Here is a 24,669-nt window from a genome sequence, read left to right on the forward strand (position 1 = left end):
GTGGGGAGGCGGGTGGGGTGGTTTTGTAGTGGGCATGAGCGTGGGTGGGGTCGACGTGGTTCGTACCGAGCGGTTGGAACTGGTGCCGTTGCGTGTCGACCACGCCGAGGAGATGGCGGTCGTGCTGGGTGATCCGGAGCTGCACGCCTTCATCGGGGGTGCTCCGGCGGATCCGGCGGGCCTGCGTGCGCGTTACGAACGCCTCGTCGCCGGCTCGCCCGACCCGGCCGTCGCCTGGTGCAACTGGGTGATCCGGCTCCGCGACGAGGCGCGCCTGGTGGGCACCGTCCAGGCGACCGTCACCGGGCCGGCCGACGAGCGGGTCGCGGAGATCGCCTGGGTGGTAGGCACGCCCTGGCAGGGACGCGGCATCGCCGGCGAGGCGGCTCGCGGGCTGGTGGCCTGGCTCGGGCGGCAGGGGGTGCGCACCGTCGTCGCCCACATCCACCCGGAGCACCGGGCCTCCGCCGCCGTCGCCACCGCCGCCGGCCTGGCGCCCACCGACGTCCGGCACGAGGGCGAGATCCGGTGGGTGGGGACCGCCGGGAGCTGACGCGTACGGTGGCGTCATGACGCAGGTCCTGCGGTACGCCGCCTTCACCACCGACCCGGCCGCGGGCAACCCCGCCGGGGTGGTCCTCGACGCGGACGCGCTCACCGATCCGCAGATGCAGGCCATCGCCGCCGACGTCGGATACTCCGAGACGGCGTTCCTCACCGCCGCCGGCCCGGGCGAGTTCGACGTCCGCTACTTCAGCCCGCAGGCCGAGGTATCGTTCTGCGGCCACGCCACCATCGCCTCCGCGGTGGCCGTCGCCGAACGCGCCGGCACCGGCGACCTGGTCTTCCGGACCCCGGCAGGCGTGGTTCGGGTGGCGACCGCCCGGGACGCCGACGGACGGCCCACCGCGACCCTGACCAGCGTGGCACCCTCGGACGCGCCGGTGGCGCCGGACGATCTCGCCGAGGCGCTCGCCGCCCTGGGCTGGGCCGCGACGGATCTCGACCCCTCGCTGCCGCCCCGCGTCGCGTACGCCGGGGCGTACCACCTGATCCTGGGCGCGGGGACCCGGGAGCGGCTGGCCGCGCTCGACTACGACTTCGACCGGCTGCGCGACCTGATGCGGCGGCGGGACTGGACCACGGTGGCGCTGGTGTGGCGCGCCTCCGGCACGCGGTTCGACGTCCGCAACCCCTTCCCCGTGGGTGGCGTCGTCGAGGACCCGGCGACAGGTGCGGCGGCCGCTGCGTTGGGCGGCTACCTGCGTACCCACGGTCTGGTCGAGCCGCCGACCACCCTGCGCCTGCACCAGGGGGCCGACCTGGGCCGGCCGGGTCTGCTGGTGGTCGACGTGCCGGCGACCGGCGGCATCCGGGTGACCGGCAACGCCGTGGTCATGCCGGGAAGCTGACCGACGCCGGGGCCCGGCCCCCCGAAGGAGAGCCGGGCCCCGGACGCGTCGCTCAGTCGGTGCAGGACGGTGTGTCGAAGTGCCCCGGGGTGCTCGGGAACGCCGCCCCCGCCCCCTGGTCCTTGTTGTCCCGCGGGTACACGTAGGACAGCTCCAGGAAGGCGGAGGTGCCCGCCGTGGTCACGTCGCCGGCGTCGCGCCCGGCCCCGGAGGCCCAGGCCAGCCGGGTCAGGAAGTCCTGCATGGCCGGGCTGTGCTGGCGGATGTCGTTGAACCCGCCGTACGCCGAGTTGCAGTGGGTGAACAGGTTGTACGCGCCGTTCCAGTCGAACAGCCGGTCACCGTTGTTGGGCCCGTTCTGCGTCACGTCGCCCTGGAGCACGTCCCGGTCCCAGCCGCCGTAGATCCAGTCGGTGCCGTGGTGGTGCTGGTTGTCGGCGAGGACGTCGTTGTCCAGGTTGGTCGCCTCGAACCAGCGGCACGGGTCGACCGTGCCGGCCGCCAGGTCCACCGGCCAGGCCCCCGCCGCGCAGTTGTCCGGGTAGGAGCCGCGCGGCCGGAAGTCCAGCAGGTCGGACCCGAGCACCGCGGTGACCGCCGGGCCGCTGGTGGCCCCGGCGCCGCCGAACAGGTGGTCGACGTACTGGTCCTGGTCGCCCCGGGCGGCGGCGCTGAACACGCCGTTCACCAGGCACTGCGGGTTGGCCGCGTCGAGCGCCGGGTCGCAGCCCTTGCCGCCCCAGAGCACGTCCGAGCCCTCGCCGCCGAACACCTCGTCGCCGCCGCTGTCACCGTTGGCCACGTCGTCGCCGAAGCCGCCGTGGATGTTGTCCGCTCCGGCCCCGCCCCGGATGAGGTCGCCCGCACCGGCGGTCAGCCCGGCGTACGGCATGGGCGCCGAGGTGGCGCTGCCGATCCAGGCGTCCCCGTCGGTGTCGTGCAGCAGGTCCACCCGGCGGTCGTAGCCGCCGGCCCGGAACCCGGTGTACGACTCCTGCGGCACCGAGGAGAGCGTCGCCGTGAAGCCCAGCGCCGCCACGTCGTCGGCGTTGAGGAACTGGTTCACCACGCCGCCCCGGTCGCCGAGGATGGCGTCCCGCCCGTCCTCGCCGTAGAGGCTGTCGGCGCCCAGCTCACCGAAGAGGTCGTCGTCGCCGGCGCCGCCCCGGATCTGGTCGTCGCCGTCCTGACCCCAGGCGCCGTCGTTGCCGGCGTCCCCGTAGAGCTGGTCGTTGCCGTAGGCGCCGGCCGGCTCGCAGGTGGCCTGCGCCGTGGTGCAGAACCGGGTGGACGGGCCGGGCAGCGCCGGGTCGTGCGTCCGCGCCGCCGTGGCGTCGGCCGGCACCGCGCCGGTCGGGTACCGCTCGGTGTAGACCCGCTCGGCCGGCTTCCCGTTCACCGTGGCCACCGTGCGCAGCAGCGAGCCGTTGTCGCCGAGCAGCACGTCGTCGGCGCCGTTGCCCTCGACCACGTCCCCGGTGTCCCGGAACCCGGCGGCCGCGCTGCCGCCGATCAGGTCGTCCTGCCCGGCGGGCGCGCCGGCACCGACCAGGTCGGCCGGGGCCGCCGGGTCACCCGGCCAGCCCGGGTCGGGCAGCGGGGTGACCGCGGTCCGGCCCGCCGCGCCGAGGGCGGTGTCGCCGCGCAGCGTGTCCGCGCCGCCGTTGCCCTCGAGGTAGTCGCCGCCGCCGTCGCCGGTCAGGGCGTCGTCGCCGTCCTGGCCCCAGAGGGTGTCGACACCGTCGCCGCCGCTCATCCGGTCGGCGCCGAACCGGTTGGCGGTGGCCGCCGCCCGGTCCAGCAGCACCACGATCCGCGGGCCGAACGGGTTGCCGTCCGCCCCGAGCCGGACCGTCACGGCCGTCGGCTGCTCACCGGGCAGCGGGCGGAGCACCGCGCCGTTGTCCCCGATGACCGCGTCGGAGCCGGGTCCGCCGAACACGGCGTCCGCAGTGTCCGGCTGGCCCGTCGTGGCCGCCCCGGTCCCGTCGTACGCGGTGCTGGAGCCACCGACCAGGTCGTCGTCGCCGGCGTCGCCCTCGACCCAGTCGGAGCCGGAGCCCCCCTCGGCGAAGTCGGCGCCCGCGTCGGCGTGCACCCGGTCCGGGCCGCCCTGGCCGAAGATGACGTCGTCGTCGTCGCCACCGGAGATCAGGTCACCGCCGCTGGTGCCGGCCGTCGGGGTGAACCCGAGGTCGAGCAGGGTGACCTTGCGCGACGGCACGGCGCGGGCCTGGGTGACCCGGGTCGCGTCGGCGGTGGCCGGCGTGAACCGGGCGTTGTCCCCGGCGATCAGGTCGGCGTCGCCGTCACCGAAGAGCTGGTCCCCGGTGTCCGGGCGGCCGGTTCCGGCGACGGGCTCCTGGGCGGAGCCGCCGACGATCTCGTCCTTCCCGATGCCACCGTGGACCACGTCGGCGCCGTTGTTGCCCTCCAGCTGGTCGTCCCCGCCGTCACCGTCGACCCGGTCGGCGCCGAGGCCGCCGTACGCGACGTCGCCCTCGGGCCCGCCGGAGAGCACGTCCCCGGCGCCGGCGGCCGGCACGTCCCCGGCCAGGTCCAGCGGGTACGGCCCGACGTCACCGATGCGCGGGGTGCCGTTGTCCCCGACGATGCGGTCCACGCCGTCCTCGCCGTAGACGAAGTCCCGGCCGTCGGCCACGCCGGCCACCCGTCCGCCGCCGTAGAGCACGTCGTCGTCCGGGCCACCGAACACCTGGTCGTCACCCTCGTCGCCCTCGGCGGTGTCCACGCCGGTGCCGCCGTACAGGCCGTCGTCGCCGGTGTTGCCGAAGAGCAGGTCGACCCCGTCGTCGCCGTGCAGTTGGTCGACGCCCGGGCCGCCCCAGGCCCGGTCGGCGCCGCCGCCCAGGTGCAGGGTGTCGTCGCCGAGCTGGCCGCAGGCCCGGTCGTCGCCGCCGCCGAGGTCGGCCCGGTCGTCGCCGCTGCCGGCGGTGACCACCTCGACCCCGGCCCCGCCGAGGATGAGGTCGGCCGAGCCCTGGTCGGTGGGGGCCGGCTGGTCGCCGGCGAGGGCGGCGTCGGCGCACGTCTCGGCGGTCAGTCGCCGGTCGCCGAAGACGGTGGCCCCGCCGTCGCCGCCGACCACGTGGTCGCTGCCCAGGCCGCCGACGAGCAGCTTGGTCTGCGACTGGGTGCCGGCCGGCAGCGGCTGGTGGACGACCTGGCGGGCCGGGCCGTACCCGTCGGTGCCGTCCGGGTCGCCGACGCTGGACGGCTCGGCGATCACGTAGTCCTCATCCGGGCCACCGAACAGCTCGTCGGTGCCGTAGCCGCCGACCAGCACGTCGTCGCCGCCGTAGCCGTACACGTGGCCGGTCTGGCCGTTGGCCGAGTGGGACACCACCAGGTCCGCACCGGCGCTGCCGTGCACGGTGTCCTGGCCGGCGCCGGTGTCGACCCGGTTGGTCAGCCCGGCGTCGCCGCTGCCGGCCGCGTCCGGGTCGGCCGGGACGGTGCTGCCGGCGGTGTGGATGGTGTCGTCGCCCTTGCCGCCGTTGAGGATGTCCGCGCCGGGGCCGCCGACGAGGACGTTCTTCCCGTTCGGCCGGTCGTCGAGCACCACGCCGACGACGTCGTCGCCGCCGTTGCCGTAGACCGTGCTGGCGCCGTGCCCGACGGTGACGTGGTCGTCGACGCCGGTGGTCTCCTCGGTCGGGTCCTTCAGTTTCGTCCAGTCGACCAGGCCGGTGAGGCTCTTGTCGCCCACGGAGGTGTGCACAGTGGTGTCGGCCGCCCGGTCGACCGGGTTCAGGTCGCCGTCCCCGGCCACCACGTCGTTGCCGTCGCCGGTGGTGACGGTGTCCTTGCCGGCGCCGCCGGCGACCCGGCTCACCTGGCCGGCCGCCTCGGCGGTGACGATCACGTCGTCGCCACCGCGGCCGTCCACCCAGGCCGGGCCGGTGCCGGTGCGGATCTGGTCCTTGCCGTCCGAGCCGATGACCACTGCCGCCTTGTCGAACGCCGAGGTCTTCGTGCCGTCACCGCCGGTGTCGCCGTCGCCGAGCAGCAGCACCGACATGGCGACCTTGTCCGCGTCGGCGACGCTGTAGCCCCGCCCGTCCACCACGACCCGGGCCAGGTTCGGGTCGAGGAACTCCTGCTTGCGCCCGAGCGCTTCCACCGCGAAGCCGTCGAAGTCGGCGTCGTCGTCGGCGAAGTGCACGGCGTACACCTTGATCACGTCACCGGCGTAGGTGTCCCTCGTGTTGTCCCAGGCGGTCTCGCCCCGCTCGTCGACCGTGCCGAACTTGCCCGCGAAGACCACCAGGGTGTTCCCGGTCGTGCCGCCCAGCTCGGGTGGTTCGGGTGAGCAGTCGGGTTGCGCGCGGAAGTCCAGCAGGGTGGCGTCGACCAGGGTGAAGTCGAAGGTCTTGGAGAACAGGAACAGGTCGATGGTGATGTAGACCTTGAGGAAGACCGAGAGCTGGCCGCTGGTGGTGAAGAGGCAGACCGGGTTCGTCAGCAGCGCCTCGATGAACTCGCTGGTGCGGAACTTCCCGTCGTTGTTCGGGTCGTTCCAGCTGAACCCGACGGTCAGCCGAATGCCGCCCTGGATGCCCGCCTTGACGATGAGCACGCTGACCTCGGCCCCCGCGGCGATCTCGCCGCGCAGGGTGACCACCGGGACGGCCTTGCCGCTGCTGTCGCTGGTCTTGAAATAGAGGCCGTCGAGCAGGCTGACCGCGTCGAGGTCGGTGCCGTCGGTGGTGGCGGCCTCCACGGCGTGCCGGATACCCGCGGTGTCCAGGCCGGCGATGAACCGGGCCGTCACCGAGGCGCTGCCGGAGAGGGTGACGAGCACCGGCGGCGGGGCGTACACCGGGCCGAACGACTGCCGCCAGCTGAACCCGAGCGACAGCGGCCCGGAGTCGAAGCTGACCAGCTCGACGTCCTGCCCCATGAGCAGCCCGAACAGCGAGCCCGGGTTGTCGAAGATCGGGAAGCTGAAGCCGGTCTTCTGGGCGTTGGACTTTCCGTCGGAACCGGGGGCGAAGAGCTTCTCCCCGTCGTTGCCGGCGGCGGCGTCCACCGAGGACTTCACCTCGGCGGCGGTCTTCGCCTTGGTGAACGGGTCGTCCCGCTTGATCAGGCTCTCCGCCGACGCCGGGGACGCCTCGGTGGTGAGCGCCTTGGCCGGGTCGACCAGGAACTGGCCGAGCGGGATCGAGCAGCCGTCACCGTCGTCGCAGTCAGGTATCCGGTTCACGAAGGTGATCACCGCGCGCACGGTGTCGACGAAGTCGAGCTTCGGCCCGCCGGTCAGGGTGCTGAACGTCTTGGCGAGCCAGACCAGGGTGATGTCCGGTCCGCCGGTGGCCTTCGACAGGTCCGACAACACCGGGATGGGCGCGTACAGGGTGTCGATGACCGGCTGGAGCGGGCCGGTGACCGCCTTGAGCTTGTCCACCACCGGCTTCAGGATCTTGCTGAAGAAGGCGCCGGCGTCCAGCGCGATGTCGGTGAACGTCACCTGGAGCGGGGTGCTGACCCCGCCGCCGGTGGCGCTCAGCCCGCCCTGCTTGTGCTCCAGGCCCCACTTCAGGCCGAAGCGGGCGCTGACGCCGGGCAGCGCGGAGCCGACCTCGTCGCCGGCGTTCAACGTCGCCGCCAGCTTCCAGTCGATGTTCACCTGGGCGGTGAGGTCGGTGGCGAGCAGGGAGCCCAGGTCGGCGAACTCGGCGAGGGTGAGCTTGGCGTCCGGGTCGGCGGCGCAGTCCGCGGCCACCGCCGGGTCGAAGCAACTCTTCTCCCCCGCCGAGCCCTTCAGGTCGACCCCGAAGTACGCCCGCACCAGCGGCGCGGTGCCCTGCTTGGTGGCGTTCACCTGGATGAAGGCGAGCTGGGCGGCCAGGTCGCCGGTCATGTCGAAGTTGGCGCCGATCTGCACCTCGGGCGCGGTGTCCCCGTCGTGGGTGGGGACGTAGAAGCCCTCGTCCCGGTCGAGGACCAGGTCCAGGTGCAGCTTCCAGCCCAGCTTGGCCTGGATGCCGTCGGGGGCGCCCTTCTTCGCCTTCAGCGACAGGCCGGGGATGCCCAGGTCGAGCGGGACGTTGACGCCGAGGCACTTGTCGCTGTCGCTCGCGTCCTTGCAGCCGTCCGCCGCGGAGGGCGCGCCGCGTGAGGCGGTCAGCTTGATCCGGATGGACTGGAAGTCCTCCGGCTGGCAGGGGGTGGCCACCCCGGTGCGACAGCCGACGACCGCGCTCACGCCCGGGTCGAAGTCGGCGAGCACGTCGTTGAGGGCGGTCTGCACGCCGGCGCTGTCCAGCGTGGCGTTCGCCAGCACCGGGCCGATCGCCGCCTTGACGTCCTCGCGCAGTTGGGCCACGAAGCGCTGGCCCTGTTGCAGGTCGTCGCCGACCAGTGGCAGCTTGCCGTCGAAGCTGGCCAGCCGCAGCGCGTCCTCCACCTTGGCGAGGTAGCCGTCGATGCCGACGTTGAAGTCGGTCAGCTTCAGCGACAGGTTGGCGAAGCAGGAGGTGAGGTCCGGGGTCTGCGCGTGCGGCGCCAGGTCCAGACCCATGGTGAAGGTGAGCAGGTTGGTGTCGTCGGCGGGTTCGCAGTTGTCGACGAACAGCGGCGCCCGGGCGCAGACGGGGGTGGTCGCGCTGCCGACCCCGCCGCCGCAGTCCACGCCGGCGGTGGTGATCGTCGGCGTCAGGCCGAGCAGGTCGGTGACTGGCCCATCGGCGGTGAGCCCGCCCAGGCCCACGCTGAGGTTCGCCTTGACGGTGGCGAAGTCGGGGTCCTTGCCGAGGTTGAGGGCGAGCGGGCCGACCCGGGCGGCCAGCGCGACGTCGTCCACCCCACCCTTCACCGTCACCTTGGCCGAGGAGTTCTTGTCCAGCAGGGGCGCCGCGTTCAGCTTCAGCGGCAGCAGCAGGCCCAGCTTGGCCTGGGCGTCCACGTCGACGGCGAAGGTGCCGGAGCTGTCCAGGCTGATCAGCTCGCGGGCGCCGTCCCAGGCGAAGGCGAGCGGCCCGGCGGTGCGGACGTTGCGCTTCCAGTCCAGGCCGACCCGCAGGTACGGGCCGCCGGCCCGCTCGTCCAGCGTGAACTGGATCCCGCTGTCCGCGCCGATCGCGCCGTTGAGCTGGTCGAGGGCGTCCTGGAGGGTGTCCGGGGGCGCGGCCAGCAGCTTGTCCAGCGCGTCGGCCAGCTCGGGCCGCAGCGCGTACGCTGTGCCGTCGGCGGGCTTGGGCGTGCCGGCCGCGTCGACCCGCAGGGTCTGGCCGTCCACCCAACCCAGCACCCGGTACGCCTTGCTGCCGATCACCACGGTCCGGCCGGCCAGGCGCGGGTCGAAGGCCGCGTCCTCGCTGCGGTTGCCGTCCTTGAGCAGGAAGTTGGCACCGTCCGCGGCGAATGTGACGCCCTTGCCGACGCCGCTCTCGTCGGCGCCGAGCAGTTCCCGGGCCGAGCGGCCGAGCAGCGGGATCTCGGTGTTCAGCGGCCCGCTGCCGCCGCCCGGCTGGGTGAGCGCGGCGTTGACCAGCCGCAGCGCCTCGACCACGACCGCGAAGAGGGCCTTCGGGTCGTCCGGGTTGAAATCGACGGCGAAGATCCCGTCGAGGCTGGAGGTGTCCACCACCGGCTGCTCGCCGGCCTTCCAGCTCACGTCCACGCCGACACCCTGGCCGAGGGCGCCGGTGGCGCCCGGGACGCTGACCGTGACCCGGCCGGTGGTCTTCACCGAGGAGGAGACGGCGAGCAGGTTGCCCGGCTCGGCCTGCAACCGGCGGAACAGCTCGCCCAGGCTGACGTCCTGCGCCTGCTTGAAGCTGACCTGGAGCATCCGCTGCCCGGCGGCGGCCGGCCCGACGGCGAGGTCGCCGCCGAGCTTGACCTTGAGGAAGCCGGCGGTGGCGAAGAAGTCGACCCCGGTGGTGATCGGGAAGTCCGCGGCGAACAGCGGCGTGGCCGGGTCGGTGCGCAGCAGCACCCGGTCCGCGTTGGCGGCCGGGCTGCCGAGGTCGTCGCGCAGGTCGAGCACGAGGGTGACCGCCGCGCTGTAGCGCGGCTTCACGGTGGCGAAGGTGGCCTGGGCGTTGGCCGCCCGGAGGCCGACCTTCTTGTCCCCGCCGGCCGGCTTGGTGAGGGTGCCGGCCAGCTCGACCGCGCCGATGTTGGGGCTGGAGCCGCTGATCACCCAGACGCTGTCGGGGCCGGGCTGGCCGCCGATCCAGTTCTCCCGCAGGGTGACCGTGGTTTCGGTGTTCGCCTCGATGGTGCCGGCCGAGGTGCCCGCGACCACCCGCTGGCCGACCAGCTCACCCGGGGTGAACCGGTTGTCCCCGACGCTGAAGCCCTTGGCCGTGAAGGTGGCGCCGCGGCCGGAGACCGAGGCGGCGCCCGGGTCCAGGGGCACGGCCACGGCGGACTCCCGCTCCAGCTTCAGCCGGAAGACCAGCTTCTCGCCGGCGAAGGAGAGGTTGTCGACCGGCAGCCCCTCGGCGGCGAGCAGCGCTACGAGTTGCTGGATCGAGCTGAACTTCGGCTGGCCGGCCTTGGCCGGGTCGTCGGTGGCCGGGTCGAACTCCGGGTCGTTCGGCTTGGGGTGCACGTACTTCTTGAGGAAGCCGGCGAGCTTCTCGTTGACCTTCACGGCGTCGGCGAAGGTGCCGCGCAGGAAGGGCAGGCTCAGGTTGCCGGCCGGCCCGCTCTGCTGCACCCCGCCGAGCAGGGTGGCGAGCTGGGCCAGCCCGGAGGCCAGGTCCAGTGGGCTCATGTTGCGGAACTTCGCGATGGTCTCGTCGAGCCCGGTGGTGGTGACGGTCGGGCTGCCCACGCTGATGTCGTTCCAGTCGACCTTCACGGTGGCGGCGAGGGCGGGCAGATCGAACGGGGCGCCGGCGGTGGCCGCGCCGAGGTTGACCTGGCCGTGCACGGAGCCGGGGCCGGGCTCGGTCTCGGTGTCGGAGATCCGGCCGCCGCCGGAGTTGTCGAGGGCGACCTGGACCAGCCCGGCGAGGGAGCCGGCGGCGCCCAGCTCACCGGTCCCGGTGCCGGCGCCGGTGTCGAAGGCGAGCCGGCCGTCGCCGTTCGGGTCGGTGACGGTGGCCTTGACGTGGGTGCGGGCGGTGAGGGTGCTGCCGGCCGTGAGCGTGACGCCGAGGATGCCGACCGAGGCGGTGGCCTGGTCCAGGTCGGCGCGGAGCGTCGCCGCCGCGTCGATGTCGAGGCGCGGGGTGTCCCCGTCGCGGACCAGGTAGGTCTCCCCCGCGGCGGTGTGCCGGGCTCGCAGGTGCAGTGTCGCCCAGCCGGTGACGTCGACCGCCTTGGCGACGGTCACCCCGCCGACCGCCAGGTCCTTCGCGGTGGCCTGCCGCTTGGTGGTCACCAGCACGTCGAGCAGGTGGTCGCCGCCGCTGGTGGTGACCGTGCTGGTCAACCGGGTGCCCCCGCCGAGGTCCACATCGTCCTTGGTGAGGCCGCCGGCCAGGGCGTCGGACGCCTTGCGGGTGAGCTTGTCGGTGTCCACGAGCGCGCCCGGGCTGACGCCGAGCAGCGGCAACGGCTGGCCGAGCAGGCCGACCCGGGACAGCCCGCCCTCGGCCCAGGTGGCCGTGCGGGACATCAGGGTCTTGAGCGCGGCCTCCCAGGCCTCGTCCGCCTGGGCGGGCGCCGCCGTCCACACCAGGGCGAGTGCGGCGGTCACCACCGCCGCCGTCAGGCTGGCGAGCAGCCGTCGTAGAGCCACCATGAGCCACCTCTTCCTCGATGGCCGTCACCGACGGCGCTGGTCCCGCGCCAGCACATCGATCGCGGAGGAGACCCACAACTTTTGTGTCGAGATCGTGACAGAGCGTCAGGATGATCGGTCGACGTCACTACGCCGGGCGTCCTGATCAGACTGAGCGGTCAGCCAGATCGGCACACCGGCACGGACGGACCCCGGCGAGCCGTGTAACGAAACGCCGGGAACCGACGCTGATAGAGACCGCTCCACACGCGCGGCCGGGGCCCGCGCGGCGGCGGGCCGGGTCAGAACGGGGCGTCCACGGCGAGCCGCCGCACCTGGGTCAGGTACGGGTCCAGCTCACCCACCTCGAACCGGCAGGTGCCGATGACGTGCCAGAACTGGCCGCCCGGGTCGCCGTCCAGCTTGTACCGGCCGTCCGGGCTCACCGCCGCCCAGCCGTCGGGCAGCCCGATCAGGGTGGCCCGCAGCTGGGCGTGCTCCGGGTCGGCGACGTCCCACAGCCGCACGGTCCCGTCGTCGCCGGCGCTGGCCAGCAGGCTGCTGTCCGGGCTGAACGCCACCGACCAGACCCGCCGGGTGTGTGCCGCCAGGGTGCCGTGCAGCCGGCCGGTGCCCGGATCCCAGAGCCGGATGACGAGGTCGTCGCCGGCGGTGGCGAGCAGGTTGCCGTTGGGGCTGAACGCGCAGGACCAGAGCCGGCCGGTGTGCTCGGTGAGCACCGTGCGCCGCTCACCGGTGAGCGCGTCCCAGACCACGGCGACGCCGTCGTTGCTGGCGCTGGCGAGCAGTGTCCCGTCGGTGTTGAAGGACACCGCGTAGACCCGGTCGGTGTGGTGTTCGAGGGTGAGCCGGCAGGTCGCGGTGGCCGCGTCCCAGAGCCGGACGAGCTGGTCGTCGCAGCCGGTGGCGATGGTCTCGCCGTCCGGGCTGAACGCCATCGCCCGAACCCGACCGCGGTGCGGGGTGAGGGTGGCGAAGTGCCGGCCGGTACGCCGGTACCACAGCCGCACGGTGTCGTCGTCGTTGGCGGTGGCGAGGGCGTCGCCGTCCGGGCTGAACGCGGTCGCCCACACGTGGTCGGTGTCCACGTTGAGCTCCCGCTCGTCGAGGCCGGTGTCGGTGTTCCACAGGTGCACGCCGCCGTCACCGCTCGGCGCGGCGACCAGTGACTCGCCCGGGCAGAAGACGACGGAGAGCAGCCGGTCGGCCGGACTGGCGAGCTGCCGGACCAGCCGGCCGGTACGCGGCTCCCAGAGCCGGACCACACCGTCGTTGCCGCACGCGGCCAGGACCTCGCCGTCGTCCCGGAAGGACAGCGCCGTGACCCGCCGGCCGTGCCCCCGCAGGGTGTGCTGGAGCTGCCCGGTGCGCACGTCCCACAGCCGGGTGGTGCCGTCGTTGCTGCTGGTCGCCACCTGGGCCTGGTCGGGCCGCCAGACCACCGGCCACACCGAGCCGCGGTGCCGGGTCAGCTCGTGCCGGAGCTGGCCGTCGGCGCTGTCCCAGAGCTGGATCGCTCCGTCGCTGGCGGCGGTGGCCAGGATGCTTCCGTCGCCGTTGAACCGGACGCTGTAGATCGCGCCGCGCTGCCGGCCGAGCACCCGGACCGGGCGGCCGGTCTCCAGCTCCCAGAGCCGCAGCGCGCCGTGGGTGTCGCCGGTCGCCATCAGGGTGCCGTCGGGGTGGATGTCGAGGGCGTACACGTCGGCCTCGTGGCCGCGCGGCTGGCGCAGCAGCTCCCCGTCGGTGGCCCGGCGGATCCACACCCGACCGTGCTGGCCGACCGCGGCCAGCAGCCGGCCGTCCGGGCTGTGCACCACCCGGTAGACCACCTCCGGCTCGCGCACCTCGAAGGCGAGCCGGCCGGAGGGGATGTCCCAGCCGCGCACCACGCCGGCGCTGTCGACCACCACGACCCGCCGGCCGTCCGGGCTGAACGAGGTGCCCCAGATCGGCGCGGCGTGGCCGGGCCACTCCTGCCGCAGCCGGGCCGTCCGGGTGTCGTAGAGGCGGACCACACCGGCCGCGTCGCCGACCACCAGCCGGCCCCGCGCGCCGTCGGTGAGCAGCGGCCACACCCAGCCGTCGAAGACGTCCTCGATGACATGCCGCACGTCGCCGTGGTCGGCGTCCCAGAACCGCACCGTGAGGTCGGCCGCCCCGGTCACCAGCTGGTGCGAGGCGGCGTCGAAGCGGACCGCGTAGACCCGGCCCCGGTGGCCCTGGAGGGTCCGCACCGGCAGCCCGGCCGCGGTGTCGCAGATGAGCACACCACCGTCGTCGCTGCCCACCGCGAGCACCGACCCGTCCGGGCTGTACGCCACGGGCACCGGCAGCCGGCCCACCTCGAAGCCGTACGCGACGCCCACGGCGGGCGGGGCCAGGCCCGGCGCGACCGGACGGCCCGGGGCGACCACGGCACCGCGCAGCTCCGGCGCGCGCAGCAGCGCCGCGTCGGCGCTCACGTCGATGAGCGCCGCCCGGTGCCACCTGCTGCCGGTGATCCGGGCGCCGCGCAGGTCAGCGCGGAACAGCCGGGCGCCGGCCAGCTCCGCGTCGCGCAGGTCCGCCCCGGCGAGGCGGGCCTGGTCCAGGCGGGCGCCGCGCAGCCGCGCGTGCTCCAGCCGTGCCTCGCCGAGGTTGGTGGCGACCAGCCGGGTGTCGGTCAGGTCGGCGCCGGTCAGGTCCGCCCCGGCGAGTTCCCGGTGGGACAGGTCCTCGCCGCGCAGCACCGCGCCGCGCAGGTCGGCCCGGTCGGGCAGCCGCAGCCGGGCGCTGAGCCGCAGCGCGTTGGCCCGGACCGTCTCACCGGCCGCCTCGTCACCCAGCACCCGGGCGGTCCAGGCCGTGCAGCGGGCCGGGTCGGCGAGGTCGCCGAGGAACTCCACGGTCAGCGCGGACAGCGGGCGCACCGCCAGCGCGGCCGGCTCCTCCCCCCGGTTGAGCTGCTCGGCCACCCCCTCGGCGACCAGCCACTCCATCACCGAGGTGTGGATGAACCCGAACAGCCCGTCGTCGGTGCGGACCAGCAGGCTGCCGGCGCCCACCGCGTGGATCGCCTGCGGCCCGGACAGCCGGGAGTCGGCCAGCCCGGCGAGCTGGCCGGCGGCCTCGGCCAGCTCGGCCAGCCGCAGGTAGGACTCGCCGCTCTCCCAGAGCTGGAAGGCCAGCCGGCTCACCGCCTGCCACAGCTCGGGCCGGCGCAGGCTCACCGGCGCGCCCGGGATGCCCTGGGTGCGGCGCTCCTCGAAGTCCAGCCAGGACTCGAGGATCTCCCGATAGAGCGCCGCCGCGCTGAACGTGCCGCCCGCACCGGCCACGGCGGCCAGCCGCCCCTCGTCGAGGTTGGCGATGAAGCCGAGCATGCGCGGGTTGCGGGAGAGACCGAGCAGGTCCTTCACCCCGGCCAGCAGGTCCAGCCGCTCCCGGGCGGCCCGTTCGTCGCCGCCGTAGCGGTGCCGCAGGAACGTCTCGATCTGGCCGGGGGTGAAATCCTCGATGGCCAGCACCCGGCGGTGCGGCAGCAGGCCCACCCGCTCGCCCAGGGCGGTCAGCACCTGCGAATTGGTCTTGAAGTGCTGGGTCCGGCTGCTCACCACGATCTTCGCGTGGCCCTCGGCCGCCTGGAGCAGCGTCTCCAGGTGATCGGCGGCCCGGTCGTAGGTCACCCGGGCGACCAGCTCGTCGAAGCCGTCGAAGAGCAGCACGATCCGGCCCTGCCGGAGCATGTAGCGGAACGCCTTGAGGTCGATCACCTGCTCACCGTGGTTGGCCAGGTGCGCGGCCACGAGGCCGTCGACCGAGTGCGCCTTGTCCAGCGCGCGCAGCTCCACCAGGATCGGGATGAGGTCGGGGGCGGCCGTGGGCAGCCGTCGGGCCACCTCGCGCAGGGCGAAGGTCTTGCCCCGGCCGAAGTCGCCGAGCACCAGCACGAACCGGCCGTCCGGCGCGGAGATCAGCTCCAGCAGCTCGTCCACCACGTCCTCGCGGACCCGCTGGTCGGCGCCGACCAGGTGCCGGTAGCGCTGCGGGACGTACTGACCGGGCGGATAGAGCCGGTCGGCCTGCAGCCGGGCGGTCTGCGCGGCGACGTAGTCGCGCAGGTCGAGCAGGCCCTGGAACTCGGTCAGGTGCAGCAGCCGCACCCCGCGCCGCTGCGCCGCCTCGGCCAGCCCGCGCGGCACCCGGTCGCCGTCGTAGACCAGCTCGGAGGGGATGTCCGGGTCGGTGGCGTGCACCCGCCGGGCGAAGCCGTCGACGTCGGCCGGGGACGGGGTGCCCACGTGCGCCCCGACCCGCTGCTGCCGGACCACCCCGTCGGCCCGGTAGGTGACGTAGAGGTGCGGCGGGTCGGCCTCGACGCGGCGGACCACCACCCGGTCGTGGCGGGCCTCGCAGACCTCGGCGAGCCGGTCGAGCAGGCGCTCCAGCGGGGCGGGCGCGGGCACGGCCGGGACCGCCGGCGGGTCCTCGGCGGAGCCCTGGGTGGGCCCCTCGACCACGGTGGGCAGCCGCGGGTCGGGCACCTGGGCGGGGCCCGCCGCGCCGAACGTCGCGTCGGCCCGCGGCCAGCTCAGCCGGGTCGGCTCGCCCACGTCGTGCCGGTCGTCGCGGCCGAGCACCCAGCGGGTCATCCCGTCGGCGCCGAGCCGCAGCACCTGGGCCCGACCGTCCCGGGAGGCGGTGGCCAGCGGCACCACCGGGTCGACCCGGGGGCCGGGCGCGGCGTCGGCGAGCAGCAGGTTGAGCATCGGGCCGACCAGCCGGTTGAACGAGCCCCGGTCGCGCAGCGACACCCCGTCGGGCACGGCCACCTCATCGGCGTACGGGGTGCGCGGGCCGGGGGCGTGCGCCATGGCGCCGAGCCGCAGCCACCCGGACTGCTGGTAGTGGCGCAGCCGCTGGGCGAACCAGGTGGACTGGGCCTCGCCGAGGAAGCCGTACCGGTCCTCCTCGCGGTGGGTGATGGCCACGGTGGAGTTCAGCCCGGCCACCACGACCCGCAGGTCCGGCACCGGGAACAGCGTCCACGGTTGCTCGCTGTCGAAGATGCGGTCGTCGAGGCCCTGGTAGAGCTCGTCGAAGAGGCGCGCGTAGTGCCGCCACTTCGGCCAGTACGGCGGCTGCGGGTCGACGTCGTCGGCCTCGCAGGTGGCGAAGTAGGCGCGGCTGGCGGCCATGGTGACGTCGCGGGGGCCGGGCACCACGACCAGCCGGTGCGGCTCCAGGCCGAGCAGCACCCGCAGCCCGGTGAGGAAGCTCAGCGCGTCGGAGAACTCCCGGGGGCTGCCCGACTCGGTCAGGTTGCCGGCCACCACCAGCAGGTCCGGCCGCGGCACCCCGTCGTTCAGCAGCAGGGTGAGGTCGCCCATCAGGTGTTCCTGGAGCTCGCCCGGCGTGACCGGCGCACCCGGCTCGATCACCCCGCGGCCGAAGCGCGGCCCGGCGACCTGGAGCACGGTCACGGCGCCACGCGCCGTCGGCACGGCCGCCGCGGCCGGCGGGAACGGCGGCGGGTTGATCGGGGTACGCCGGGCGCGGCGCGGCGCGGGAGCGCCGGTGGCGGGCGCGGCGAGCACCCCGGCCGGGTCGGCGGGATGGTGCGGGAAGGCCGGCTGCCGCATCGGCTTGGCCCGGCCGTCGAGCGCCTCCCGGATGCGGTCGAGCACCCGGCCCCGTGCCTGCGCGGGATCGCCCACGCCGACCAGGTCGACGTAGGTGATGGTGGCGAGCAGGCCGTCTATCGGGCAGTCCTCGACCCGCACGGTGACCAGCTTGTTGCCGGTGCCGTCGGGGTCAGCGCGCAGCGCGGCCTGCCATTCGAGCTTGCCGTAGGTGGAGTGCAGGTAGCGTTCGGACAGCACCGCCACGACCACCTCGGCCTCGCGGACCCCCCGGTCCATGAAGTCGATGAAGTTGGTGCCGGCCACGAAGTCCCACGCCTGGAGCAGGGTGCGGTAGCCGGCCGCCTCGAACTCCCACGCCAGCCAGGTCGCCCAGCGCTCGTCGGCCGGCGAGTAGCTGATGAAGAAGTCGATGGGGCGGTCGGACCGGGTCGGGTGCGCGCCTACAGCCACCCGATCATTATGGCCACTGACGGTCAATCCGTGGACACCCACGGCAGCCGCCGGGGCGGTCGCGTCGGCCGGTCCGGCGGTGCGGGGGTGTGCGAGGATCATCACTCGTGGAGACCGTGGGCGAGCCGCCGTCCGCCGCGCCGGACCGATCCCGCTGGGGGCGGCTGCACGTCCTGGACTGGATCGCACTGGGCCTGGCCGTGGTGGGCGTCGTCTGCGTCCTCACCGGACTCCTCCCCCGGGCCGACGCCGAGGCCACCGTACGCCGGATCGTGCCCATCCTGATCTTCCTCGGCACGGTGGTGGTGCTGGCCGAGCTGACCGCGGTGGCCGGGGTGTTCGACGCGCTCGCCGCCCGGGTGGCGATCACCGCCCGGGGCAGCTACCGGGCGCTGTTCTGGCTCTGCGTCGGGTTCGCCTCGGTGACCACCATCGCGCTCAACCTGGACACCACGGCCGTCCTGCTCACCCCGGTGATGATCGCCCTGGCCCGCAAGCTGGGTGTGCCGCCGACCCCGCTGGCGATGACCACGGTGTGGCTGGCCAACACGGCGAGTCTGCTGCTGCCGGTGTCCAACCTGACCAACATCCTGGCCAGCGACCGGATCGGCCTGGAGCCGGTGCCCTGGGCGGCCCGGATGTGGTGGCCGCAGCTGGTCGCCATCGTGATCACGATGCTGCTGCTGTGGTGGTGGTACTGGCGGCCGGCCCGCGCGGGCGCCGACCCGTTCGTCCCGCCGCCGCCGCACGTGCCGCCGGACCGGGCGCTCTACCGCACCGCGCTCGCCGCCTGCCTGCTCTTCGTCGCCGGGATCCTGGCGGGGGTCGAGATCGGACTCGCCTCCGGGGTGGCGGCCGCGATCCTGGTCGCCGGGTTCGCGGTGCGCGCCCGGGGCAGCCTGCGGCTCGCGCTGGTGCCGTGGCGGCTGCTGGTCTTCGTGACCGGGCTGTTCCTCGTGGTGCAGACCATCGGCCGGCACGGCCTGGACACCGTGATGGGCACGCTGATCGGCGCCGATCCGGGCGCGGAGGGCGCACTGCGGGCGGGCGGCGTCGGTGCGCTCTTCGCCAACGTGGTCAACAACCTGCCCGCGTACGTGGCCGGCGAGGCGGTCATCGCCGCCGACCGGCACACCCAGTTGCTCGCCCTGCTGGTCGGCACCAACGTCGGCCCGCTCGCCACGCCGTGGGCCTCGCTGGCGACGCTGATCTGGTACGAGCGCTGCCGGGCGGCCGGGGTGTCCGTGCCGCTGGGGCGGTTCGTGGCCACCAGCGCCGCGCTCGCCGTGCTGGCCACCGCGGCCACCGTGGCCGCCCTGCTTCTCGGCCCGGGGTCCTGAGCCCGGTTGATAGGGCTCAGGGGTGCCCGGCGGATCATGTGATGGCCCTGCGCGGCGCAGCCATTCCCTGACCGGCTTCCAGGCGCACCCGGGGTGCGGTCGTAGGGTTCCCGCTGTGACAGTTCACCGAATGCCCGCTGCGGAGGTTCCGGTCTCTGTCGAGCTGGTGCGCCGTCTGCTCGATCAGCAGCACCCCGATCTCGCGGACCTGCCGGTCGAGGTCCTGGCCAACGGCTGGGACAACCTTGTGTGTCGGCTTGGTGAGGAGTTCCTCGTCCGGTTGCCGCGGCGCGCCATGGCCGCCGAACTCGTCGCGCACGAGCAGCGGTGGTTGCCGGAGTTGGCCGGCCGCCTGCCGTTGCCGGTGCCAGCGCCGGTGCGTGTCGGGCAGCCGACGACTCAGTACCCCTGGTCCTGGAGTGTCGTGCCGTTCTTCCCGGGCCAGATCGCGGCGCGGTCGGAGCCCGACGACCTCTGGTCGGCCGCGGCGACGCTCGGCGGTTTTCTCAGCACGCTGCATGCCCCGGCCCCTTCGGAGGCACCCGTCAACGCGTTTCGCGGGATTCCACTGGCCGGGCGCGCCGAGGGAGTCCTGACCGGGCTGGCGCACCTCGATCCGGCCGACCGTGCCGCCGCACTGCGGATCTGGGAGGCGGCCGCCGCCACACCTGCCTGGGATGGCCCGCCGCTGTGGCTGCACGGGGACCTGCACCCGGCCAACATCCTGGTCGACCGGGGCCGAATCAGCGCCGTGATCGACTTCGGTGACATCACCTCCGGCGACCCCGCCACCGACCTGTCCGTGGCCTGGATGCTGTTCACGCCGGAGCAGCGTGCTGCCTTTCGACAGGCGTATGGCCGCGCGGACGACGCGACCTGGCAGCGGTCCCGCGGGTGGGCGCTTGTCCTGTCCCTGGTCTTCCTGACGCACTCGGCGGACAACCCGCTGATGCGCGGCATCGGCGAGCGCACCTTCCGTGCGGTGCTGACGTAACCGCCGACCTCCGGGTACTCCATGGCCGAGCATGACGCCGTGGGCTCCAGGCCGCTCGGCTCACACGGGGCCGGACGGGCGCATGTTCCACCGGACAGAACCTAGCCCCGCGGCCGCTCGGGCGTGACCCCCGCGTACCGGGCCCGCATCACCGGGCCGGCGGCGGGACCGGCGGCGAAGACGAAGTGCTCCGGGTCCAGCTCCCGGCCGGTGGCACGGTCCACCACGACCGGTTCCACCTCGGCCCCGGTCTCCCGGTCGACGAGGATCATGCTGCGCCGCTCGGGCGCGAGGCGGGAGTTGCCCCAGGCGGCGAGCGCGACGATCACCGGCCGCAGGCTGCGGCCCAGCTCGGTGAGCACGTACTCGTACCGGTCGGGGCGGGTCTGGTAGCGGCGGCGCTCCAGCAGGCCGTTGCCGGTCAGGGTCCGGAGCCGGCTGGTCAGCATGCTGGAGGAGATGCCGAGGTTCTCCTGGAACTGCTCGAAGCGGGTGTAGCCGTCGAACGCATCGTGCAGGATCAGGACGGTCCACCACTCGCCGACCACGCCGAGCGTCGCCGAGAGCGGGCACTCGCGGTCCTCCAGGCGGATCTTCCCCGGCATGCGTGCTCCTCGCGGGTAGGTGCTAAAGTCGAAGCGACTTACTTTCAATTCAGCAGTTACACGATACGGCGCCGCCTCGCGTCCGTCCCGTGCTGCCCGGGTGAGGCGGGGGGACCGTCTCGCCATCCCGCGAGCCCACCCCCGGCCCACCCGCATCCCATCGGCAAGGAGCACCCCGTGGACACCGCACCCGACATCATCCGCCGCTACTTCGCGCTCGCCGGCCAGCCGGACCGGGACGCCTACTTCGCCCTCTTCGCCGACGACGCCGTGGTCGAGGACGAGGGGAGGACCCACCGGGGCATCGCGGCGATCCGCGAGTGGCGCCGTGGGACCCCGCTGGTCTCCTATGAGATCACCGGCGTCGAGGACACCCCGGCGGGCACCGTGGTGACAGCCACCATCACCGGCGACTTTCCCGGCAGCCCGTTCGCCGGCCTGCGGTTCCGCTTCGAGGACTACGACGACACCCGCATCCGCCGGCTGCGCATCGCGCCCTGACCACCGGCCGGGCGTGCCCGCCGAGCGACCGGCGCGCGGCGATCGTGAGCGGCGACTCAGGAGGCCGTCCCGCCGAGCAGCCGCGGAATCCGGTACGAAGGTGCCCCGGGAGCGGGTTACCGTGCGCGGATGAGCGACGCACCGACCCTGCACTTCCACACCGACCCGGCCGAGTTCCTCGCCGCCGCCGACGACCACCTGGCGGCGAACCCCGTGGTCGGCACGGTGGTGGCCACCGTCGCGCACCGGCAGCTGGCCCGGCGGGCCGACGGGGTCGCGCTGCCCGAGGACGACTGGTGGCTGGTGGTCCGGGACGCCTCCGGCGAGGTCGTCGGGGCCGGCATGCGGGCGGCGCCCTTCGCGCCGCGCCCGCCGTTCCTCCTGCCGATGCCCGACGAGGCGGCCGTGGCGCTGGCCCGGGTGTGGCACGAGCGCGGCGAGGAGGTACGCGCCGTCAACGGCGCGCTGCCCGCGGTGCGGCGGTGCGCCGCCGAGGTGGCCCGGCTCGGTGGCGGCCGGGTCGAGGTCGCGCAGCACACCCGGCTGCACGAGCTCGGCGACCTGGTGGCACCGGCGCGGGTACGCGGCTCCGTGGCCGTCGCGACCGAGGACGACGTCGACCTGGCCGCCGAGTGGTTCGAGGCGTTCATGGCCGACGCCGACGAGCAGGCGGGCCGCCCGCGCGGGGTCAGCGCGCACGAGACCCCCGACCGCGCCGAGCTGCTGCGCCGGATCCGCGACGGACGGGTGTGGTTCTGGACCGACGAGGCGGGCCGGCGGGTGCACCTCACCGCCGCCAACCCGCCGTCGTTCGGCGTGGCGCGCATCGGCCCGGTGTACACCCCGCCGGAGCAGCGCGGACACGGCTGGGCCAGCAACGCCGTGGCCGAGGTGTCCGGGCTGCTGCGGGCCGAGGGGGCGCGGGTGTGCCTGTTCACCGACCAGGCCAACCCGACCTCGAACCGGATCTACGCCAACCTCGGCTTCCGGCCCGTGGTCGACATGGCCAACCTGGTCATCGTCCCCTGAAGCCGACCCGGGCCGGCCGGCCCCGCGCCCCGGCGCCGGCCGTCGGTGCCGCGATCAGCCGGCGAGGTCGAGCGCGGCCAGCCGCTCCGGGTCGGCGATCACGTCGATGGCGGCGATCCGCCCACCCGTCACGGTGAACGCCATCACCGACAGCGGCCGGCCGGCCGCGCTCACCAGCACCCCGGCGGCGCCGTTGACCAGCACCGGCCGGGCGAACGGCGAGAACCGGCCGAACGTCGTGGCCTGCGCGGCGACCACCCGCGCGCCGGTGAGCACGGTGGAGTGCCGGGCCCGGGCGGTCCCGCCGTCGGAACGCAGCACCACGTCGGGGTGCAGCACGGCCACCAGCCCGTCGAAGTCACCCTCCCGAGCGGCGGCCAGGAACGCGGTGACCACCTCCCGCTGGCGGGCCAGGTCCGGGTCGGGCGCGGGCGCCTGACCGCGGACCCGGCGGCGGGCGCGGCTGGCGAGCTGCCGGGCGGCCGCCGGCGACCGGTCGACCAGCGCGCCGATCTCCTCGAAGGGCACGCCGAACATGTCGTGGAGCACGAAGGCGAGCCGCTCGCTCGGGGTGAGGGTGTCCAGGACCACCAGCAGCGCCAGCCCGACCGAGTCGGCCAGCACCGCGGCGTGCGCCGGATCGGCGCCCGCCTCGGTGATCTCGACGACCGGGTCGGGCAGGCGTACGTCGAGGGGGTCCTCCCGGCGGGCGGCGCGGGCTCGCAGGGTGTTCAGGCAGACCCGGGCGACCACTGTGGTCAGCCAAGCGGCCATGTTGTCGACCTCGGCGGTGTCGGCGCGGGCGAGTCGCAACCACGTCTCCTGCACGGCGTCCTCGGCCTCGCTCACCGAGCCGAGCATCCGGTAGGCCACCGCACGCAGCTGCGGCCGCTGCTGCTCGAACCGTTCGGCCAGCCAGGTGTCCTCGCCCATGTCCCCATCCTTCCTCGCGGGTTCCCGGTTGACCGACCCCGGCCGGCCCGCCCGTGTGACCGGAGGTGACGCCGCTCACTCCGGTCACATCTGCCGCCTCCCGCGGGTCGAGCCGGTGAAGCCGAAACGGAACGGATCTTCGACACGGAGGACGACATGAACGCACCCATCCTGGTCACCGGCGGCACCGGCACCCTCGGCCAACTCGTCGTGCCCCTGCTGCGCGAGGCCGGTCACCCGGTGCGCGTGCTCAGCCGCCACGGTGGCCGGCCCGGCGACGGCGTCACGCACGTCACCGCCGACCTGCTCACCGGCGAGGGCGTCGACCCGGCGGTACGCGGAGTCGGCACCGTGCTGCACCTGGCCGGCGGCCCGAAGGGCGACGACGTGGCCACCCGCCACCTGGTCGACGCCGCCCGGCGCGCCGGTGTGGGGCACCTCGTGCACATCTCGGTGGTCGGCGCGGACCGGGTGCCGCTGGCCTGGCTGCGCTCCAAGCTGGACGCCGAGCGGGCCGTCGCCGCGTCGGGCGTGCCGTGGACGGCGATCCGCGCCGCCCAGTTCCACGACCTGGTGCTGACCATGGTGGAGAAGATGGCGAAGCTGCCGGTCGTGCCGGTCCCCGGCGGGCTGCGGCTGCAGCCGGTCGACGCTCGCGAGGTGGCGGCCCGGATGGTCGCGCTGACGCTGGGCGCGCCGGCCGGCCTGGTGCCGGACCTGGCCGGGCCCCGGGTGTACGGCCTGGACGAGCTGGTCACCGGCTACCTGGCGGCCGTGGGCCGGCGGCGGCTGCGGGTGCCGGTCCGCCTGCCCGGCAAGGCCGGCCGGGCGTACCGGAACGGCGACAACCTGGCCCGCCCCGACGCCACCCTCGGGGTACGCACCTGGGAGGCGTTCCTGGCCGAACGGCTGCGCCGGCCGGCGGCCGACGTCCACGGCTGAACCATCCGCGGCGACCGCGGCTGGAAGGCGGTCGACCGCTCGTCGATCCGCCGGGACAGCGATTTCACCGCCGACCGGCGGGGCAGTTGTTGCTCGTCAGCGTGACGCTGTACTCGGTGTCGTCCTGGGTGATGCCCGAGGGTGAACCGTCGAACCAGGTTTCGACCTTCTCCCAGCCCCGGTGCTGCTCGTAGTGCAGGTGCGGCGCGCCGGAGTCGCCGGTGCTGCCCACCCGCCCGAGCTGCTCACCACGGGCGACCCGCTGTCCGGCCCGGACCAGCGGCGGTTCGAGCAGGTGCAGGTACTGCGTCTCCCATTTGCCGCCGTGGTCGATCTTCACCCAGTAGCCCCCGCCACGACCGCGCGGACCCTTCGGGTTGTCCGGGGTACGCCCACCGAGCGACCCGTTGATCCCGGCCACGGTGACCGTGCCGGCGTGGGACGCGAGCACCGGCCGCCCCCACGCCTCGCCTGCCGAGGGAAACAGGTCGACGTCGTAGTCGTCGTGGCCGGGGTAGGTGCCCAGCCGCCAGGTCTCGCCGCAGGGCACGGGGAGCTGGAACGGCGGGCGCGGGCCCGGCGGCAGCAGCAGCGGCACGACGAGCACGGCGAGGGCGAGAACGGCCGCGACCGCGCCGGCCGCGAGCCCGACGCGCACCAGACGCCGCCGGTCACGGCGTCTGGATGGCTGCCCGGTCGTCATCGCCCCGAGCATGGCAGACACCGACGAGAATCGCGGACACAAGGCCCTTTCCCACCCTGCCGCCCCTCTCCCGGGTCGCGGGCCGACGCCCCGGTCAACCGATGATGACGCGCCGCACCCGCACCTTCGGGCGTTCGTTGCGCAGGTGCCGGTGCAGGTGTTGCCGAACCTGCTCGTTCCAGACCTCCTGGTCGTAGTCCGGATCCGGCGGGATCCACCTGTGCGACCCGTCGCTGTAGTGGAACTTCGCGTCCCCGGCGCGGAGGACGCTCACCGCACCCACCCGAGGAACCGCCGGTGCAGCACGCCGGCCGGCAACCAGTGCAGATCAGCGGAGGCGCGGGTGAACTGGGCGCCCAGGTAGAGGGCGAGCGACACCGACGCCCCGTCGAACTCGGCCGTCAAC

Annotated in this window: 14 protein-coding genes; 7 read left to right on the forward strand and 7 right to left on the reverse strand. The window is 74.3% G+C overall.

Annotated features, from left to right (window positions below):
- The first annotated feature begins 34 nt into the window (after positions 1-34).
- Together NFX44_RS27015 and NFX44_RS27020 are read left to right on the forward strand one after the other, a co-directional pair.
- Positions 35-553 carry a GNAT family N-acetyltransferase gene (locus NFX44_RS27015; RefSeq protein WP_262286417.1) on the forward strand — a complete coding sequence of 173 codons (519 nt, stop codon included), beginning with the start codon at positions 35-37 and terminating at the stop codon, positions 551-553.
- A 16-nt stretch (positions 554-569) separates the two neighbouring features.
- On the forward strand, positions 570-1,412 hold the full coding sequence (locus NFX44_RS27020; RefSeq protein ID WP_262286418.1) for a PhzF family phenazine biosynthesis protein: 843 nt from the start codon (positions 570-572) through the stop codon (positions 1,410-1,412).
- A 52-nt stretch (positions 1,413-1,464) separates the two neighbouring features.
- Here the strand turns inward: NFX44_RS27020 and NFX44_RS27025 are convergent, their stop codons facing one another.
- Positions 1,465-11,139 (reverse strand): calcium-binding protein, encoded by a 9,675-nt coding sequence (locus NFX44_RS27025; protein WP_262286419.1) that lies wholly within the window; start codon positions 11,137-11,139, stop codon positions 1,465-1,467.
- A gap of 281 nt (positions 11,140-11,420) precedes the next feature.
- A complete protein-coding gene (locus NFX44_RS27030; protein WP_262286420.1) occupies positions 11,421-17,216 on the reverse strand; it encodes a TIR domain-containing protein in 5,796 nt (1,931 codons plus the stop codon).
- Positions 17,217-17,323: 107 nt separating this feature from the next.
- Between NFX44_RS27030 and NFX44_RS27035 the strand changes: the two genes are divergently transcribed.
- Together NFX44_RS27035 and NFX44_RS27040 are read left to right on the forward strand one after the other, a co-directional pair.
- Entirely contained in the window at positions 17,324-18,556 is a 1,233-nt protein-coding gene (locus NFX44_RS27035) for an SLC13 family permease (protein WP_262286421.1), read from the forward strand.
- 130 nt (positions 18,557-18,686) lie between these two features.
- Positions 18,687-19,550, forward strand: coding sequence for an aminoglycoside phosphotransferase family protein (locus tag NFX44_RS27040; RefSeq protein ID WP_262286422.1), 864 nt, complete (start codon positions 18,687-18,689; stop codon positions 19,548-19,550).
- Between the two features lie 101 nt (positions 19,551-19,651).
- Here the strand turns inward: NFX44_RS27040 and NFX44_RS27045 are convergent, their stop codons facing one another.
- Positions 19,652-20,155 carry a helix-turn-helix domain-containing protein gene (locus NFX44_RS27045; RefSeq protein ID WP_262286423.1) on the reverse strand — a complete coding sequence of 168 codons (504 nt, stop codon included), beginning with the start codon at positions 20,153-20,155 and terminating at the stop codon, positions 19,652-19,654.
- 177 nt (positions 20,156-20,332) lie between these two features.
- Here NFX44_RS27045 and NFX44_RS27050 point away from each other — a divergent pair, with 177 nt between their 5' ends.
- Together NFX44_RS27050 and NFX44_RS27055 are read left to right on the forward strand one after the other, a co-directional pair.
- Complete coding sequence (locus NFX44_RS27050) at positions 20,333-20,656, forward strand: nuclear transport factor 2 family protein (RefSeq protein ID WP_262286424.1); 324 nt, start codon at positions 20,333-20,335, stop codon at positions 20,654-20,656.
- Positions 20,657-20,785: 129 nt separating this feature from the next.
- On the forward strand, positions 20,786-21,685 hold the full coding sequence (locus NFX44_RS27055; protein ID WP_262286425.1) for a GNAT family N-acetyltransferase: 900 nt from the start codon (positions 20,786-20,788) through the stop codon (positions 21,683-21,685).
- A gap of 54 nt (positions 21,686-21,739) precedes the next feature.
- On the opposite strand, the gene sigJ is transcribed toward NFX44_RS27055, so the two are convergent.
- On the reverse strand, positions 21,740-22,618 hold the full coding sequence (gene sigJ / locus NFX44_RS27060; protein WP_262286426.1) for an RNA polymerase sigma factor SigJ: 879 nt from the start codon (positions 22,616-22,618) through the stop codon (positions 21,740-21,742).
- A 156-nt stretch (positions 22,619-22,774) separates the two neighbouring features.
- On the opposite strand from sigJ, the gene NFX44_RS27065 reads away from it, so the two are divergent.
- The gene (locus tag NFX44_RS27065) at positions 22,775-23,560 is read left to right on the forward strand and encodes an SDR family oxidoreductase (protein ID WP_262286427.1); all 786 of its coding nucleotides are present in this window, start codon (positions 22,775-22,777) and stop codon (positions 23,558-23,560) included.
- 64 nt (positions 23,561-23,624) lie between these two features.
- Here NFX44_RS27065 and NFX44_RS27070 read toward each other — a convergent pair whose 3' ends face one another.
- The 3 genes from NFX44_RS27070 to NFX44_RS27080 all read right to left on the reverse strand — a co-directional run bounded on the left by NFX44_RS27070 (position 23,625) and on the right by NFX44_RS27080 (position 24,668).
- The gene (locus NFX44_RS27070) at positions 23,625-24,263 is read right to left on the reverse strand and encodes a M23 family metallopeptidase (RefSeq protein ID WP_262286428.1); all 639 of its coding nucleotides are present in this window, start codon (positions 24,261-24,263) and stop codon (positions 23,625-23,627) included.
- A 94-nt stretch (positions 24,264-24,357) separates the two neighbouring features.
- Positions 24,358-24,537 carry a hypothetical protein gene (locus tag NFX44_RS27075; RefSeq protein WP_262286429.1) on the reverse strand — a complete coding sequence of 60 codons (180 nt, stop codon included), beginning with the start codon at positions 24,535-24,537 and terminating at the stop codon, positions 24,358-24,360.
- On the reverse strand, positions 24,534-24,668 hold the full coding sequence (locus NFX44_RS27080; RefSeq protein ID WP_262286430.1) for a hypothetical protein: 135 nt from the start codon (positions 24,666-24,668) through the stop codon (positions 24,534-24,536). Before NFX44_RS27080 ends, NFX44_RS27075 begins: the two co-directional genes overlap by 4 nt.
- Position 24,669 lies beyond the last annotated feature (1 nt).

It is taken from the genome of Micromonospora sp. MA102 (assembly GCF_025460765.1).
Taxonomy (GTDB): Bacteria; Actinomycetota; Actinomycetes; order Mycobacteriales; family Micromonosporaceae; genus Micromonospora; species Micromonospora halotolerans.